16 protein-coding genes are annotated in these 17,939 nt (G+C 43.7%); 5 read left to right on the top strand and 11 right to left on the bottom strand.

Going from position 1 to position 17,939, the window contains the following annotated elements; translation table 11 throughout:
- Positions 1–146: 146 nt before the first annotated feature.
- Complete coding sequence (locus ACMXYP_RS12500) at positions 147–2,798, top strand: EAL domain-containing protein (RefSeq protein WP_415881966.1); 2,652 nt, start codon at positions 147–149, stop codon at positions 2,796–2,798.
- On the opposite strand, the gene ACMXYP_RS12505 is transcribed toward ACMXYP_RS12500, so the two are convergent.
- Positions 2,795–3,241, bottom strand: a complete 447-nt coding sequence (locus ACMXYP_RS12505; RefSeq protein ID WP_415881967.1) for a flavodoxin — start codon at positions 3,239–3,241, stop codon at positions 2,795–2,797. The two genes, ACMXYP_RS12500 and ACMXYP_RS12505, sit on opposite strands and share 4 nt — an antisense overlap.
- 151 nt (positions 3,242–3,392) lie before the next feature.
- On the opposite strand from ACMXYP_RS12505, the gene ACMXYP_RS12510 reads away from it, so the two are divergent.
- Positions 3,393–3,713: a hypothetical protein gene (locus ACMXYP_RS12510; protein WP_415881968.1), complete on the top strand. Its 321-nt coding sequence runs from the start codon at positions 3,393–3,395 to the stop codon at positions 3,711–3,713.
- Positions 3,714–3,801: 88 nt separating this feature from the next.
- Here the strand turns inward: ACMXYP_RS12510 and ACMXYP_RS12515 are convergent, their stop codons facing one another.
- The 9 genes from ACMXYP_RS12515 to ACMXYP_RS12555 all read right to left on the bottom strand — a co-directional run bounded on the left by ACMXYP_RS12515 (position 3,802) and on the right by ACMXYP_RS12555 (position 12,712).
- Positions 3,802–4,185: a c-type cytochrome gene (locus ACMXYP_RS12515; RefSeq protein ID WP_415881969.1), complete on the bottom strand. Its 384-nt coding sequence runs from the start codon at positions 4,183–4,185 to the stop codon at positions 3,802–3,804.
- Positions 4,186–4,422: 237 nt separating this feature from the next.
- Positions 4,423–5,928 carry a fumarate hydratase gene (locus tag ACMXYP_RS12520; RefSeq protein WP_415881970.1) on the bottom strand — a complete coding sequence of 502 codons (1,506 nt, stop codon included), beginning with the start codon at positions 5,926–5,928 and terminating at the stop codon, positions 4,423–4,425.
- 235 nt (positions 5,929–6,163) lie between these two features.
- Positions 6,164–7,012 (bottom strand): prenyltransferase, encoded by an 849-nt coding sequence (locus tag ACMXYP_RS12525; protein WP_415881971.1) that lies wholly within the window; start codon positions 7,010–7,012, stop codon positions 6,164–6,166.
- Positions 7,013–7,017: 5 nt separating this feature from the next.
- The gene (gene yegQ, locus ACMXYP_RS12530) at positions 7,018–8,376 is read right to left on the bottom strand and encodes a tRNA 5-hydroxyuridine modification protein YegQ (protein WP_415881972.1); all 1,359 of its coding nucleotides are present in this window, start codon (positions 8,374–8,376) and stop codon (positions 7,018–7,020) included.
- Positions 8,377–8,427: 51 nt separating this feature from the next.
- On the bottom strand, positions 8,428–8,988 hold the full coding sequence (thpR, locus tag ACMXYP_RS12535; protein ID WP_415881973.1) for an RNA 2',3'-cyclic phosphodiesterase: 561 nt from the start codon (positions 8,986–8,988) through the stop codon (positions 8,428–8,430).
- Between the two features lie 104 nt (positions 8,989–9,092).
- Positions 9,093–9,956, bottom strand: a complete 864-nt coding sequence (locus ACMXYP_RS12540; protein WP_415881974.1) for a hypothetical protein — start codon at positions 9,954–9,956, stop codon at positions 9,093–9,095.
- Positions 9,957–10,062: 106 nt separating this feature from the next.
- A complete protein-coding gene (gene groL, locus ACMXYP_RS12545; RefSeq protein WP_415881975.1) occupies positions 10,063–11,706 on the bottom strand; it encodes a chaperonin GroEL in 1,644 nt (547 codons plus the stop codon).
- Positions 11,707–11,770: 64 nt separating this feature from the next.
- Complete coding sequence (locus ACMXYP_RS12550; RefSeq protein ID WP_415881976.1) at positions 11,771–12,058, bottom strand: co-chaperone GroES; 288 nt, start codon at positions 12,056–12,058, stop codon at positions 11,771–11,773.
- A 150-nt stretch (positions 12,059–12,208) separates the two neighbouring features.
- Positions 12,209–12,712 carry an FxsA family protein gene (locus ACMXYP_RS12555; protein WP_415881977.1) on the bottom strand — a complete coding sequence of 168 codons (504 nt, stop codon included), beginning with the start codon at positions 12,710–12,712 and terminating at the stop codon, positions 12,209–12,211.
- 449 nt (positions 12,713–13,161) lie between these two features.
- Between ACMXYP_RS12555 and ACMXYP_RS12560 the strand changes: the two genes are divergently transcribed.
- The gene (locus ACMXYP_RS12560) at positions 13,162–13,929 is read left to right on the top strand and encodes an SDR family oxidoreductase (RefSeq protein ID WP_415881978.1); all 768 of its coding nucleotides are present in this window, start codon (positions 13,162–13,164) and stop codon (positions 13,927–13,929) included.
- A gap of 63 nt (positions 13,930–13,992) precedes the next feature.
- On the opposite strand, the gene ACMXYP_RS12565 is transcribed toward ACMXYP_RS12560, so the two are convergent.
- On the bottom strand, positions 13,993–15,915 hold the full coding sequence (locus tag ACMXYP_RS12565; protein WP_415881979.1) for a PhoX family protein: 1,923 nt from the start codon (positions 15,913–15,915) through the stop codon (positions 13,993–13,995).
- A 352-nt stretch (positions 15,916–16,267) separates the two neighbouring features.
- On the opposite strand from ACMXYP_RS12565, the gene ACMXYP_RS12570 reads away from it, so the two are divergent.
- Positions 16,268–16,924, top strand: a complete 657-nt coding sequence (locus ACMXYP_RS12570; protein WP_415881980.1) for a DUF2057 family protein — start codon at positions 16,268–16,270, stop codon at positions 16,922–16,924.
- A gap of 48 nt (positions 16,925–16,972) precedes the next feature.
- Positions 16,973–17,929, top strand: coding sequence for a porin (locus ACMXYP_RS12575; RefSeq protein ID WP_415881981.1), 957 nt, complete (start codon positions 16,973–16,975; stop codon positions 17,927–17,929).
- The last annotated feature ends 10 nt before the right edge of the window (positions 17,930–17,939 follow it).

Raw genomic sequence — 17,939 nt, forward strand, 5'->3', positions numbered from 1 at the left:
GACGAAACTTAAGAACTACTTTTTGATAAGTTTCTATTTCATTGTCATCGCAGTCGGGTGAGGCTGTTCTGCATAAAAATGACAAGAAATCGCCCTATTCGGTTCGTGCAGTTAACAAAAAATATAAGAATAATTAAGACATACAAATGCACACCGATGCACCTGAAAAAGACGCTGTAAAACAGGGTCAAACTAGCGCAGAAGAGCTAAATACAATTCTGCGTTTGCAGAACCAAGTACTTGAAAAGATCGTTTTAGACACACAACCCGACTTCATCTTTACGTCGGTTTGTCAGTTTATTGAAAACTGTGTCGCGGATAGTATCGCTTCAATCATGCTGCTGGATAGCAGCAACAGGCACCTGTCTGTTGTCTGCGCCCCTAGTATTCCTCAAGAATCTCTAGCACTACTAAATGGTTTAGTCCCGAGCCCAAAGGCTGGGTCCTGCGGTACAGCAGTGTATACGGGGAGCCCCGTTTATGTTTCTGACATCGAACAGGACGACTGCTGGCAAAATTTCCGAGATGTCGGCCAAGAATTAGGAATCAAAGCCTGTTGGTCTTACCCAATCCGCATTGATTCTGAACATGTTGCGGGCAGCATCGCTATATCTAGCCCCAAACCACGAACACCGACTGCATTTCATCACCAGCTTTTAGAAGCAGCCGCAAATATCATTAGTATTGCACTCAAGAGACTAAAGGCTCAACAGTACTTGGAACATTCAGAAAACCTTTTGCAGAACATCACCAAAGCGATGCCCGGTGTTGTCTACCAATATCGATTAACGTCTGATCTCAAGCAGGAGTTTATCTACATCGGCCCAGGGATAGAGCAAATTTCCGGTGTCACTGCAAAAGAAGCAACAGAAGACTTCCGCCAGTTTTGGAAACAAGTACACCCTGAAGATCAACCAAGCTTGTGGGCAAGTATTATTCACACTAGCCAGCATAAACTGCCCTGGTCTCATGAATTTCGAGTTTTTCACCGTAATGGTGACCTTCGCTGGATTCGCGGCTCATCTTTACCTGATACATCCAATAAACTCGACCCTTCGCTTTGGAACGGGGTTTTACTGGATATAACACCTGAAAAAGCATCTATCGAGCAACTACGTTTAGCCGGTATCGCCTTTTCGAGCACCAACGAAGGGATCATGATCACCGACTGCAACAATAAGATTATTGATGTCAATCGCGCCTATTCTGATCTGAGTGGGTACAGTCGCGAAGAGCTGATTGGTAAAAGCCCTTCTCTGCTTAAATCACCACGACACGATCAAGATTTCTTCCAAAATATGTGGGCTTCGCTTGCTGAAGAGGGTCACTGGCAAGGTGAAATATGGAACCGCCGCAAGAATGGTGAGGTAGCTCCACATTGGGTAAGCATTAATGCGGTTCACGATCCAGAGACTCACAAGCTTACTCATTTTGTGAGCGTGAATGCCGATATTAGTAATATCAAAGCCTCTGAAGAAAAGCTCTCTCATCTAGCGCACCACGATCCGCTAACTAACCTACCTAATCGTTTGTTGTTTGGCGCTCGGCTAGAGCATGCTCTGACCCATAGGGAATCTAACGAAAAGATTGCCATGCTGCAGTTAGATCTAGACCGCTTTAAACATATTAATGACAGCCTTGGTCATAAATATGGCGATCAACTGCTGTTACAGGTAACAGAGCGTTTAAGTAAGACACTAAGTACTCGCGACACGCTTGCACGTATCGGTGGGGATGAATTCGCCATCTTACTTGAAGAATTAGAACACGCAGCTGATGCAGCAACTATTGCCGATGCAATCGTCGAAGCGATGGAACAGCCTTTCCAATTAGATGGTAAAGACTATTTCACCACAGCAAGTATAGGTGTTGCTCTCTCCCCTGATCATGGTGATGATTCAGATACAGTCACTAAAAATGCAGATATCGCGCTTAATCAGGCTAAAGATTCAGGTCGAAATAATTACGCCTTCTTCCAACCTGAGTTATCGGAAACCGTTGAAGAGTGGATAAAGCTCGAACCCGAACTGCGTAAAGCCGTAGCGGAGAAACAATTTGTTCTCTATTACCAACCACAGATGGATGCGACCGGTGAAAAAGTGATTGGCGCTGAAGCATTGATTCGCTGGGAACACCCAGAGATGGGCCTTATGCCACCGGGGCAATTCCTATCGATTGCCGAAGAAATTGGCTTACTAACAAAGATGGGGAACTGGGTATTAGAGGAAGCCTGTGCACAACTTTCTCGTTGGAGAGAAGCAGGACTAAATAACTTCCGTTTAGCGGTCAATCTAGCGAGTGATCAGATCACAAAACAGGATCTTCCTTCAGAAGTTCAAACTCTGCTGTACAATTACGAAATACCGGCAGATATGTTAGAGCTGGAAATCCTAGAAACATTCCTACTTGAGCATGAGAAAGAGGCGACCGCCACGTTCCACGCGTTAAGACAACAAGGTGTTCATCTCGCTTTGGATGATTTTGGTACCGGTTACTCTTCGCTGCGCTACCTTAAGCAATTGCCGATTACTAAAGTCAAAATTGATCAGTCCCTGGTAAGAGATATTCCAAGTGATCCAGATGATGAAGCCATTGCCAAAGCAGTAATTCTGCTAGGCCATACCCTAGACCTGAAAGTCTGCGCTGAAGGGGTTGAAACGCCTGAACAAAGGGCATTTTTAGAACAAGAAGGCTGCGATCAACTCCAAGGCTTTTTATTCAGCAAACCAATCCGACAGGAACAGTTTACTGAATTATTACTCGCCCAAGAGCGGATTCAAGAAGTCGAATACAGTTAAAGTCCTTTAACCCACTCTAGTAACCATGGTTCTGCTTCTTCAAGTGGAGCCATGGTTTCACAAGCATCAATCACTAAGTTATTCCCTACTCTTTGCGCTTGTAGCTGCTGCATTAAACTATCCATCAAATAGCCTGCTTCAGCAAAGGTATCGTAGGAACTGTCGCCTAATGCAATTACGCCATATTTGACCGTAGGTATCTGTGGTAATTGATCATGTAACTGATCATAGAAAGACAACAAGTTATGTGGAATTTCGCCCTGCCCTGTTGTAGATGTACAGATTAAAATTACTTCTGTTTCTGGTATTACAACCTGAGCAAACTCCGGATTACGCAATAGCTCCACTGAATGTTTTAACTCAGTTAATTTTTGTGAGCACATCTCAGCCACATCAAGTGCGTTACCGTATACAGAGCCCACTACAACCTTTATTACTGCCATTTATAAACCTACTGTGCATACTGATCTATGCACTTCATATATTACGATGGTGGATACACAAATATATTCGCCATTCTCACTGATTTTCTGGCAATAACCAAGCTGACTCCTACACTGAAAGGGAAGAACTGTTTATCGGAGGGGATAAGCTATGGGTAACGAAAGTCTTTCTAAGCTACTTGATGAATGGGAAGGCCGCGCGCGCAAAGTCAACGGTCGTAAGGAAGAACAGCTTTCCATCTATAAAAGCGATTCGGTAAAGCTCGAAGCCTTAGCCAGCATGTACAAACTATCAAAGGACGATGTTGTCGCTACCTTAATACATGAGGCATTGAATGAGCTAGAAGCCAAAATGCCCTACATTCAAGGAAGCAAGGTAATCAGAATTGAGGATGGCGAAGAGATATATGAAGACGCAGGACCTATGCCTCGCTATCTAGCTGAGCAAAAGAAAGTACTTGAGGCTTCTTAGCAGCAAAGCCCTGCCAACAAAAAAATGCCGCAAGGAGTGGTGGCTTGCGGCATTCTCAATTACCTGTAACAGGTATTAAAACAGCTAATTAAAGCGTTTTAAGGTAAGCGATCAGGTAATCCTGCTCAGCTTTATCTGTAATCTCAACGTGACGCATACGAGTACCTGGTACAAAGTCATCGTTACCTGCCACCCACTTACGCAAGTTTTCTTCATTCCAAGTAATATCAGAATTTTTTAGTGCATCAGAGTATGCAAAGCGTGGAAGTGCTGCTGCTTTACGGCCAAAAACGCCAATTAAACTAGGACCGAAAGCATTTTTACTTGTATCTAGTGAGTGACAAGATGTGCACTTGTTAAAAATCTCTTTACCCGCAGCCTGCATCATCGCTTCGTCATCAGCGATAGCAACAGAAGATAGAGATACAGATAGGCTCACAGCAAGTGCAGAAATCATTTTAGTTTTCATCATTCATTTTCCCCTAAATGAATACTTCTTTTACAAACACTCTACTCCTGCTGCAGCGCACAAAAATTGATCTTGCTCAGTTTTTTATTCACATATTTATAAAACAGATAGAACATACGAACCTAGATCAATAAAACTTAATATAGCAGCAACTTATTTAGTAAAAACAGTTTACTGCCGATATTTCAGGCACAAAAAACGCAGCCGAAGCTGCGTTTTTATCACAATGCTAAATGCTGATTAAGCTTGTTTAGCTATAATCTCTTTCCACTTAGCTGGGCCTGTTGTGTGAACAGACTCACCTGAAGTATCTACAGCTACAGTTACAGGCATATCCTTAACTTCAAACTCGTAGATTGCTTCCATGCCCATTTCAGGGAATGCAAGTACTTCAGCGTTAGTGATCGCTTTAGATACTAGGTAAGCAGCACCACCCACAGCCATTAGGTAAACAGCTTCGTTGTCTTTAATTGCGTCAATTGCAACAGGACCACGCTCAGACTTACCTATCATGCCCAGAAGGCCTGTGCTTTCGATAACCTGACGAGTGAATTTATCCATACGCGTAGACGTTGTTGGACCAGCAGGGCCTACAACCTCGTCACGTACTGGATCAACAGGGCCTACGTAGTAGATGAAGCGGCCTTTAAGATCAACTGGTAGCTCTTCGCCATTATTTAACATCTCTACCATTTTCTTGTGCGCTGCATCACGACCTGTCAACATTTTACCGTTCAACAGAATCGTTTCGCCTACTTTCCACTCTTTAACTGCTTCTGGAGTGATCTCATCAAGATTTACACGACGCGTGTTAGAACCCACTTCGAATGTAACATCTGGCCAATCATCCAAGCTTGGTGGTGTTAGAACCGCTGGGCCACTACCGTTCAATGTAAAGTGAGTGTGACGAGTCGCTGCACAGTTAGGGATCATGCAAACAGGTAGTGAAGCTGCGTGTGTTGGGTAATCCTTGATTTTGATATCAAGAACAGTGGTCAAACCACCTAGCCCCTGAGCACCTATACCTAGATCGTTAACTGCATCCATGATTTCTAGACGTAGTTCTTCAACACGGTTCTGTGGACCACGCTCACGTAGCTCGTGAATGTCGATTGGATCCATTAAGGATTCTTTTGCCATTACTGCTGCTTTCTCAGCAGTACCACCAATACCTATACCTAGCATGCCAGGTGGACACCAGCCTGCACCCATTGTTGGTACGGTTTTAACAATCCAATCAACGATGCTGTCAGATGGGTTAAGCATAACCATCTTAGATTTGTTTTCAGAGCCGCCGCCTTTCGCTGCAACGTGAACTTCTACCTCGTCACCATCAACAATTTCGTAGTGAATTACCGCTGGCGTATTATCTTTAGTGTTCTGACGCTTGCCTGCTGGGTCAGCAAGAATAGATGCACGTAGAACATTATCAGGATGCATGTATGCACGACGAACACCTTCGTTCACCATGTCAGTTACATTCATTTCAGCATCCCAAGTTACGTTCATACCTACTTTCAGGAATACTGTAACGATACCTGTGTCCTGACATAGAGGTCGCTTGCCTTCAGCACACATACGGGAGTTGATAAGGATCTGCGCCATTGCGTCTTTAGCCGCTGGGTTTTCTTCCTTCAGGTAGGCTTCGTGTACGCCTTGAACAAAATCAAGCGGATGGTAGTAAGAGATAAACTGCAATGCATCAGCAACGCTGCTGATGAAATCGTCTTGGCGGATTACGCTCATTCGGAGACTCCAGTAAAGCTTCTTGTCATAAAGGATCAGGGAGTTAAAACTCAACCATGCTTAGTGCAAACACGCCTGACTCATACCCATATACTCTCTCTTATAGGAGAGTTTTTACTGGAAAGGGAGTATACACCAAAAGTACCGCAATAAGGTGTCGGGCATTGGTAGTACTCAGATAATCTTTTTTACTACTTAATGTAAAAACGAAGTGAGAGAGCGTATTTATCTGATCTCAAAAAAGAAGCGCAGAGCAGTAACAAATGCCAAAGATCAAAAAGGAGCGCCCTGTCGCTTTGGTGATTGGTTGGCGCGGCTCTTTAGCTAAAGCCAATAGCCTTAATGGCTTAATCACAAAGGGGATGGATAACGCCGCCACCAGCGCGAAAGGTACAGAGCCGTTGAGACTCAAAGCCAAGCAGCCTAGATATATACAGATCAGGAGAGCTTTATAAAGTTGAGAGGCACGAGCATAGCCAATCTTCACCGTTAACGTTTTGATCCCCGCCGCTGCATCCTCTTCAAAATCGCGCAGTTCGTTACTCAGCAGAAGTAGCGAGACAAACAGGGACACAGGGATAGAGATCAAAAGAGCCGAATACGATAGCTCTTTGGCCAACACATAGTAAGCACCGCTTGCCATCAAAACGCCCATCAACCAAAACACCATAAACACCGCTAAACCGCGACGCTTGTAGTTTATCGGCTCCATCGTATAACCAAGTGCACCTATTATTCCGATAACTGAGAACAGCAGAAGTAACATCCCAGATACAGCAATGAGGTAACAAGCGATGACCGCCGCAAAGAGAATACCGCCTAAGCCCAGATTAAAATTAAAACGGATCTGCTGTTGTGAAGCTGAAGAGAGTTGAAGATTGGGCTGGGAAAGGTCGGCGTAGTCATTAATTAGATTAACCCCAGCTTGCAAAAGCAAACCCGCCATTAGGATTAAGCTCGCGAGAAAAGGATCGCCAAAGCCTTCGCGATAGGCACTCAAAATACCTGTTAGACAAACAATCAGAGCTACGCTGAATGAAAACGGCCTCAACGCATGCCTAAACAGGTACTTCTCGGCGATCATCTCATTTACTTCTGACTGCTGTACTCGGGAGCGTTTGGAAGATCGCGCATCAGTAGTGCGTATTCTGGTTCAGCATTCAGGTTCATAGGAATCTTCATCACATGACCAGAACCCGGTGCTACATCAGCCGACTTCCCTTTCTTATCGATCATCTCATCAAGTTTGAACTTGTGATTACCTTGAGGCGTCATTAGCTCAAGTGTATCGCCTTTAAGGAAGCGGTTTCGTACATCAATCTCAAGCATGCCATCTGCATAACCAAGCACTTCACCCACAAACTGCTGGTGTACGCCTACAGAGTTACCTGTTTCGTAGTTCTGATACTCATCATGTACGTGACGACGGTAGAAACCTTCGGTGTAGCCACGGCTCGCTAGGTTTTCTAGTTCATCCATCAAACTCATATCAAATGGACGACCTGCGACTGCATCATCGATCGCTTTACGATAAGTCTGCGCAGTACGCGCTACATAGTAGTGTGATTTAGTTCGCCCCTCGATCTTAAGGGAATCAACACCAATTTCAGCTAAACGATGTACGTGTTGAATCGCACGTAGATCTTTAGAGTTCATAATGTAAGTACCATGCTCATCTTCAAAAGCAGGCATGTACTCACCTGGGCGAGTTTCTTCCTGAAGCAGGAAGATCTGATCCGTTGGCTTACCTTCACCCAATGCTGGGTTTACTTCTTCCGCTTTTGGATCAAACTGCTCCACGGGTACTACGTCACCCGATTCATCTACTTTTGCTTCGTGAGCATCGTATTTCCAGCGGCAACTATTGGTACAAGTACCTTGGTTTGGATCACGTTTGTTGATGTAGCCAGATAGCAGGCAACGACCCGAATAAGCGATACAAAGCGCACCGTGAACAAAGACTTCAATCTCCATCTCTGGGCAACGCTGTTTGATCTCTTCTACTTCATCAAGAGATAGCTCGCGAGATAGGATTACACGCTCAACCCCCATAGAGTGCCAGAACTTAACCGCAGCCCAGTTCATGGTATTCGCCTGAACAGACAGGTGAATCGGCACATCAGGGAAATGCTCTTTCACTAGGTAGATCAAGCCTGGATCAGACATAATCAATGCATCCGGCCCCATCGCAATCACTGGGCGCAAGTCATCAATGTATGTTTTTAGCTTACTGTTATGAGGCAGAATGTTACTTGCTAGGAAGAACTTTTTACCCAACTGGTGAGCCAGATCGATCCCTTCTGCTAGGTTATCCATATTAAAGTCATTGTTACGCACACGTAGACTGTAACGAGGCTGACCGGCATAAACAGCATCTGCACCGTAAGCAAATGCATATTTCATATTTTTCAAAGTCCCTGCAGGGGACAATAGTTCTGGATTTAGCATAGTAATGAAGGGACTAGTTAATAAGATATGAATTAAAAGTTAAAAGATCTGTTAAGCCAGATCTTTTAAAGGAATCTCAAACAGCGGCGTGTAGATAGAACCATCTTCACCCGGCTTACTTTGAAATAGCACCACCGAATCAGCCAAACTGTACATATCCAGCGCTGGCCACTCTTTTGGTGCTTTAAACGTATTTTTTCCTGGCAAACGGCCTAAGGTCACATGAGGTTTGAAATCATCTTCCTCATACTTAAGGCCAGCCTCGGTTGCCACATTGATCATCAACTCATGCAGCACCTGCAATTCCTCATGCAGATCAGGTAAAGCAGCAACTAAAGCTAACCTTTTGTTAACTTTGTAATATTCCGCTTTGTTAATATGTACCTGAAAGGAGCTAAAGTCAGCCAATTTCTCGCGGGCACACTTTTCCAACTCTTCAACCTGATTAAGATTGATATCACCTAAGAAACACAAGGTAAGATGATAGCGATCGGAATCCACCCAATTGATTTCTGTTTTGCGGTCAAACTCGCATAATGTATCAGCGTGATCAGCCAACCAACGTACAACAGAATCAGGTAGCGTCAGTGCAAAAAAAGCACGGATGTTCATAGAGGCTTACTATATCCCTATTTTTTTGAGGAATAGCGTATTCTGCCTTCAAGATGACCCATTGGCAAACCCTGAAAGCAGAATCTAAGATCATTTATGCCGCTCTAACGTTGTTCAAGCAGCAATTGCATATTGTTTAGCTTCTGGCGAACCTGCAAGAGATCCTGATTTAGCTGACGACGCGTACCATCAAATGCGCGAATAGCCTGCTCGTTCACTTTCACTTTACGCTCTAGATCAGCATTGTTTTTGCCTTCTAACTTAGCAAGACGATCAGTTAAAGTACGCTGCGCTTTCAAAAGATCTTCCATCTGTTCTTTTGCCAGCTCATTTGTGGTGCGCATTTCAGATTCAACGCGCGATGTCAGCTTCGTCAGTTTAGCTACTTCGGCATTCACTGTTTTCTTTAAACCAGAAACACTCGCCAGCGTTTTTTTCTGCTGAGCAACCTGAGATTTTAGAGATTTAACCGTTTTTTCTTGCGCCTGAAGAGTTTTCTTTAAAGCTGCGAGTTCTTTCGCCTGTTTCTCAATCAGTGGCTTATTCTTTTTGTGGGCAATATCCCACAACTTAGCAATTTCAGAATCTAGCTGCTTGTCTTTCTGCTTTAAAAAAGACTCTAACGAGGACACATTGCCTTGCAGCTCCTCACCTGATTCAACTGCACCCTGCTCTGTTTCTTTCAACAACGCTTCTAATTGAACAATCTGGGCCTGTGCTTTTTCAAACGTTGCCTGTTGAGATTGATACATCTCAAAACCAAAGTAGCCAAGTACAGACACCGCAACCACTAAAATAACCATCACTACGGATTGAACCACACCACCTCCTGATGAGGCTGGCGCTGACACAGGGGCTGGTGTATCACCAGATCGAGGTCGCATAGCAGAAGTCGCTGAGCGGTTTTCACCAGCAGGATCGGCAGGCCCAAAATTCGGTACTTCAATATTATCGTCGTCGCGGTTCATGGCTATCCATATACTAACTAAATTGAAATTCCCGCTATTTTACGCGGAAAAAAAAAGCCCCGCAAAAATGCAGGGCTCTTTAAGCTTAAATAAGCGAGGGGGATGATTACATCATGCCGCCCATACCGCCCATGCCGCCCATGCCGCCCATATCAGGCATGCCTGCACCACCTTCAGAAGGCTTATCAGCAACCATTGCTTCAGTTGTGATCATAAGACCTGCAACAGATGCAGCCGCTTGTAGTGCTGAACGAGTAACTTTAGCTGGGTCTAGGATGCCCATCTCGATCATGTCGCCGTATTCGCCGTTTGCAGCGTTGAAACCGAAGTTACCTTCGCCTTCACGTACTTTAGATACGATTACAGAACCTTCTTCACCCGCGTTACCAACGATCTGACGTAGAGGCGCTTCCATAGCACGGAATGCCAGCTCAACACCTACAGACTGATCGTGGTTTTCACCTTTCAGTTCGCCAACAGACGCTAGTGCACGGATAAGCGCAACACCACCACCAGGTACTACACCTTCTTCTACTGCAGCACGCGTTGCGTGAAGTGCGTCTTCTACACGAGCTTTCTTCTCTTTCATTTCTACTTCAGTTGCTGCACCAACTTTGATTACAGCAACACCGCCTGCAAGCTTAGCTACACGCTCTTGCAGTTTTTCACGGTCGTAGTCAGAAGATGTCTCTTCCATCTGCGCACGGATCTGGTTAACACGTGCTTCAATGTTGTCAGCAGCACCGATACCGTCAACGATTGTTGTGTTTTCTTTAGTGATAGAAACGCGCTTAGCTTGACCTAGCTGCTCAAGTGTCGCTTCTTCTAGCGTTAGACCCACTTCTTCAGAGATCACAGTACCGCCAGTAAGGATAGCGATATCTTCTAGCATCGCTTTACGGCGATCACCGAAACCAGGCGCTTTAACTGCAGCAACTTTAACGATACCGCGCATGTTGTTAACTACTAGTGTTGCTAGCGCTTCGCCTTCTACATCTTCAGCGATGATTAGAAGAGGACGAGATGCTTTAGCTACGTGCTCAAGGATTGGCAGTAGTTCACGGATGTTAGAGATCTTCTTGTCAGCAAGCAGGATGAATGGCTGCTCAACTTCAGCAGACATGTTGTCTTGGTTGTTGATGAAGTAAGGAGAAAGGTAACCGCGATCGAACTGCATGCCTTCAACAACATCCAATTCATTATCTAGTGCTGTACCTTCTTCAACAGTGATAACACCTTCTTTACCTACTTTGCCCATCGCTTCAGCGATGATCTCACCAACCTGTACATCAGCGTTAGCAGAGATAGTACCAACCTGTGCGATCGCTTTATTATCAGCACAAGGAACAGACATATCCTGAATCTGCGCAACAACTGCAGCCGCAGCTTTGTCGATACCGCGCTTAAGATCCATTGGGTTCATGCCTGCAGCAACAGACTTAAGACCTTCATTAACGATTGCTTGAGCTAGTACAGTCGCAGTCGTAGTACCGTCACCTGCAACATCGTTTGCTTGAGACGCTACTTCTTTAACCATCTGTGCGCCCATGTTTTCGAACTTGTCTTCAAGCTCGATCTCTTTCGCAACAGATACGCCGTCTTTAGTAACGGTAGGTGCACCGAAAGACTTATCTAGAACAACGTTACGACCTTTAGGGCCCAAAGTAGTTTTAACTGCATCAGCTAGAATGTTTACACCGTCTAGCATGCGTTGACGAGCATCGTTACCAAATAGTACGTCTTTAGCCATTTTCTAAAATCCTGTAATCAAATTCTTTAAACAATTAGATAAAGCGAAAAGTTCAACCGGAAGATTAGTCTTCCAATACACCGTAAATTTCGCCTTCGCTAAGAATTAGTAGCTCTTCACCGTCAACTTTCACAGTGTTAGCGTAGCCACCAAACAATACTGTATCCCCAACCTGAACAGTCAGCGCTTGACGCTCACCATTTTCCAGAAGACGACCTTCACCCACAGCAATAACTTTACCTTGGTTTGGTTTTTCCTGTGCAGAACCCGGCAGTACGATGCCGCTTGCAGTTGTAGCTTCTTCTTCGTTACGACGAACAACTACACGGTCGTGAAGTGGACGAATTTTCATCTGTTCTTTCTCCTGATCTTTATCTGACCAAAATAAACATATTTGTTTGGAATCGGGACAAACAAGCTTAAGTTGCTTTCCCCTTTGAAATGCTAGGTTGGGGCATAAAAAATGAATTCAACGCTAGCCAACAACTTTTTTGCTTAGAAATTAATCCTTGCGCTCAAACTCACCGTCAATCACATCATTTGAACGAATATTACGGTCTTGTTGCTCGTGAGTTTGATGGGTCTGCGATTGATGTTGGAAAGGGTCATTCGCATAGAATTGAGCTGAACTTTGATGTTGCTGCTGCATAGCTATCACACTAAAGCGGCTAAACAATGCTTTCGCAAACGCTTTACGCGTAAATGGCAGTAAACAGCTAAAACCAATCACGTCTGTGACAAAGCCTGGAGTAACTAAAAGAGCACCACCGACAGCAAGCACGATACCTTCTACCATCTCTTGGCCTGGAATCTCACCATTCTGGGCACGCTGCTGCGCTCGTGCCAATGTAGATAAGCCTTGGTAGCGCAACATATTTACGCCTATAAATGCAGACAACAGCACTAAACCAACTGTGTTCCACGCCCCAATTGCTTCACCTACATTGATAAGTACTGTGATTTCAATAATGGGGATAATGATGAACAGCAGAAAAAGAAACTTCATTTATTGCCTCAAAAATAATCGATCGCTCTATAAGAATAGGAGTCATTATAGAGCTTCTAAACAGGTCCTACCTGCCTAAATTTAAACTGGTATTGATCTAGATTTTTTTACTAAACATACCCTTTTCTTTTTATGGTCAGACCAAAAAATTTCAACCCTAAACCACCATTTTCAGTCTAATTTTCACGTTTTAAGTGCTAAAAAATCGTCTAAAAAAAAACCAATACCAAAGTACCTATACTTTTTGCACTGCGAAATTATCATTTAAAAACATACAGTTAGCATCTGCAAAAAATCAAAAAAATACCGGTCATGAGTATATTAAACTTATTGATAAATGAATCTATGGAGCAACAAGTAGACTTTTTTGCGAAAGCGGGATAAGTTTAAATTCTGCACAATGACGCAACGCACAAAAAAGAGTCAAACCGAAGTAAGGTAATCCTAAAATGGAACTCAAAGATAAAGTAATTGTTGTAACTGGTGGTGGCCGTGGTCTTGGTCGTTCAATGGCACTTGAACTAGCAGAACAGGGCGCAAAACTTGCTCTAGCTGACCTAAGCCAAGAAGATCTAGATACGACTGTTGGCCTTTGCATGGAAAAAGGCGTCGAAGCACGCGCTTACATCTGCAACGTAGCTAAAGAAGACGAAGTAGAAAAACTATTCAATGACGTTGTAGCTGATTTCGGCACGCTACACGGTCTAGTTAACAACGCTGGTATCACTCGCGACGGTCTATTCATGAAAGTTGATCGCGAAACTGGCAAAGTTGTTAAGAAGATGTCTATGGACCAGTGGAACCTGGTTATGGATGTTAACCTAACTGGTACTTTCCTATGTGCTCGTGAAGCTGCTGCTCACATGATCGACCTAGGCGTTCCTGGTTGCATCGTAAACATCTCATCTATCTCTCGTTCAGGTAACATGGGCCAGACTAACTACACAGCAACTAAAGCTGGCGTAGAAGCAATGGCAGTTACTTGGTCTAAAGAGCTAGCTCGCTACGGCATCCGTGCTGCTTCCATCGCTCCAGGTTACATCGGTACTGAGATGGTTATGAGCATGAAACCAGAAGCTCTGGATAAAATTGCTGCAGGCATCCCAGCTAAGCGTCTTGGTAAGCCAGAAGAAATTGCTAAGACTGTTACGTTCATTCTTGAGAATGACTACGTTAGCGGTCGTTGCTTCGAAGTTGACGGCGGCCTACGCGTTTAATCTTCCAAGCTCTATAAAAAAACCGGCTTTCGCCGGTTTTTTTGTGCTTATCAATAATTGCTATTAAGCTCCAATCACTCCGCCATCGTCGCGTGTTATCACCACAATGGTTGAACGCGGTTTACTGTCACCACCAGCTGGGAAATGCGAAGGCTTACCCATCTCTCCTGGGTGTTGAATCCCTACGAACATAGATTTTTGATCCGGAGAGAACGTCAACCCCGTCACTTCACAGGCAATAGGCCCCGTTAAGAAACGATGAATTTCGCCCGTTTCTGGGTCTGCACATAACATCTGGTTGTTACCCATACCAGCAAAATCATCGGCATTAGAGTATTTACCATCGGTCATGATCCATAGACGGCCACCTTTGTCGAAGCCCAATCCATCCGGGCTATTGAACATATTTTCGGTAGTGATGTTACTACTACCCGCTAACAGCCCATCTTGATGAATGCTTGGATTGCCCGCGATCAGGAACAGATCCCAACTGAATTCAGTAGCCGTATGGTCACCATCAATTGGTGTCCAACGTACAATCTGTCCGTACTTATTCTCTGCTCGTGGATTTGGTCCACCTACAGGCTGACCCTCTTTCTTGCCCCGATGCTTATTATTCGTCAGCGTACAGCATGCACTTGATTTATTAGGATGCACTGCAACCCATTCAGGTCGGTCCATGGTCGTTCCACCCACTTGCGTTGCTGCTAAACGTGTGTGGATAAGTACTTCTGCCTGACTGTTAAAGCCATTCTCTGGCGTTAATCCATTCTTACCGAAAGTGAGTTCCAGCCATTCGCCTTTGCCTTTCAATTCACCGTGATCAGCACTGAACTTAGCCACATATAAAGTACCATCAACTAGAAGATCACGATTTCTACTCTGGTCATTGACATCATATTTACCTTTTGACACAAATTTATACAGATGCTCACCGCGCTCATCATCTCCCAGATAGACCACAACATGACCTGAGTCATCAACCATCAGAGCTGCATTCTCGTGTTTGAAGCGACCTAACGCTGTACGCTTAAGCGGCTTAGACTCAGGATCCATCGGATCGATCTCTACCACCCAACCATGACGATTCGGCTCATTTGGGTTTTTAGCTAGATCAAAACGCTGATCAAACTTACTCCATTGATAACGTTTATCTTCCGCTTTTAATCCGTAGCGCTTTTGTTCCCCCGGGATACGATGAGCTTCGTCCTCAGTACCAAAATACTTATGGAAGTTTTCTTCGCAGGTTAGATAAGTGCCCCAAGGCGTTTCACCATTGGCACAGTTATTAAAGGTACCCAATACCTCACGACCCGTTTGGTCGGCAGCCGTTTTAAGCAGATCATGCCCTGCCGCTGGTCCCGTCAACTGCATTGGGGTATTTGCAGTAATCCGACGATTCAATTTACCACTACGATCAACGATCCAGCCCTCAGCGGTTTGTTGAATTTCAAAAACAGACACACCGTGAGCATTTTGGGCTTTCAACACATCATCGGCGGTCATCATGTCACCTTTGTGGTCATACAAAAGATCAGTGTTGGTGTATTCGTTATTAACAGCTAATACTGCACGATCGCTAGATAAAGGAAACAATGACATGCCATCGGTATTATCACCAAACTGCAGTGCCTGAGCAGACGCCGGCGCTCGTCCTGTTGGATCAAATTCCGGTGCACCCTCAAAGATAGGGTCTCCCCAAGAAATAAGGCTGTTTACCTTATAGCCCTTTGGCACAACCACTTTATCTGCTGTACTACTGACAATAGGCTCAAACCCGATAAGTTTACTCTTAACTTTTGTTCGGATTGCTGCCTGTACAGAGTTTGCAATAGGTGACATACCGATAAAAGCACCTAAGCCTAGCGCGCCAGCCCCAGTCAAAAAGCCACGACGGCTAACCGCTTTATCTGCTAGCTGAGTAAACTCTGAATCTTGTTCCTGATTTAAATTACTGCATAGATCATGTGAATTGTTATAGCTCATAGTGATTCCACTAAAAAATCGAAGTGCATCTTTCCGTATAGCCCTACGCTTGGGCACCAGAAATCAAAGCTAGTCCTAGTTAATGACATATCAATTAACATTAAATGAAGCTATTGCTAAGAAAAACTAATTCAACAACACCTATAAAGAGAAACAGGTTAACTTCAGGGTAAAAACAAAGCAATCGATCAAAAATAAACCACACATTAAAAAGGCGTTTCAAAACAGCAATATCCACGTAACAAAAACTTAAAGAAAATAAATCCCAGCACAATAAAAAAGAAACATTTCTGAAATAAAACCCACCTATTATTGCGCCGCAACAACGAATTAATTTTTCAAGGCAATAATTTTGAAAGTTTTAAAATCCATTTTATTACCAACTTTAACTGCAGTTTCATTAATTGCTACAAATCACTCTTACGCTAATAACTCTCTTTTATTAGGCGAAGGGGTTAATCTAATTGCAGTTAATGGCGAAGAAATTAATTCAGACAGTTTATTCAGCAGTAGTACAAAGCATAATCTGCCAAATGGTTTAAATCAGATCCTCGTTGATTACACTGCCGAAATAAAAAAAGGCGATGACTTTGAACTAGAGAAAACTAAAGCCTTTGTCTTACTTTTCGAAAGCAGTGATACAAAAATCAATTTATCAGCACCGCTGATCGAAAGAATCAAAGATTTAAAAGAGTTCGAAAAGAATAAGAATTGGACATTAAAAAATAGCGCCAATCAAAACATCAGCTACAAGGTCAACACTATTGATAATAGTGGATTCCAATTAAGCCGTGATTTCGAAGAAGAATTAGCAAGATTCAACAGAGGCAACTCTGTTGCTGCTTTACCAAAAAGCAAAATAAAAACTCCAAATAACATCAACAATAAAGAATCAAAAAATGATGTTATCAAAAAAGAAAATATGGCAATGGAAATGCTTATTTACTGGTACAACCAGGCAGACCTTAATACTAGAAAATCATTCAAAGAACTTATTAAAAACAAATAAGTTTCTACAAGTTTATAACCCTATACTAAAACTCCTTGGAGAGAAGACATGAAAAAGCTGATCCTGGCTTCTGCTATTGCTGCTATTGCTGCTAACACTGCTACTGCAGCGACTGTTTATGAAAATAAAGGCCTGACGTATAAAATCAAAGGTGACTGGCAGGTTCAGTTGCGTGACAACGCTAGCAAAACTAAAGATACTGAAGTGGAATTTGATGATTTAGAAATCAAAAACACTATCACTTATGATCTAGGTAACGACCTACAAGCATTTGGTCAGGTAGATTTCGGTTTCAAAAACGAAGCTGAAGGCAAAAATACAGAAAACCTAGAAGAAGCTTACCTAGGCCTAAAAGCTCACAACGTATCTGTTGCTGTGGGTAAGATGGATAAAGCGATTGATGATTTCGCTATCGAAGGCATGATCGAAGAATACACTGGTGAATCTATCTTTGATGCAACGGGTAGCACTGATGGCGATGACGTAATTCGCGTTGATGCGGAATTCGACAATGTAACACTAGCGGTATCCCACGAACTAGAAGCAGATGGCGAAGGCAGCGATGACGGTGAGTCTACTGAACTATTCGTATCTGCTGATCTAGGTGTTGTTACGCTAGGTGCTGGTTATCAGACTCTAGAAAACACCAACACAGGTGACGAAGAAGACAAAGATCTTTGGGGCGTGAGCGCTCAGTTCGATGCAGGTTTCGCTGAGTTTGTAGTTGACTACGGTGAAGCAGAAAATAATCTTTCTGCTAACAGCGATGAAGAGTTTTTCCACATTGGTGCTTCTTTCAAAGCTTCAGCTACAACTAAAATCACAATTGGTCATTCTGAACTAGAACGAGATGGCGCATCTGACAAAGAACAAACTTACGCTAATGTTGTGTACAAGTTCCCAGCTCAGAAAAATGTTCGTCTATTCGCTGAGATCAGTGACGTTGATGAAGATGGTCAAGATCTAGATATGGATGTTCTTGCTGGTATCCGCATCAAGTTCTAAGAAGTTTAAG

The organism is Neptuniibacter sp. QD34_54 (assembly GCF_047778055.1).
GTDB lineage: Bacteria > Pseudomonadota > Gammaproteobacteria > Pseudomonadales > Balneatricaceae > Neptuniibacter.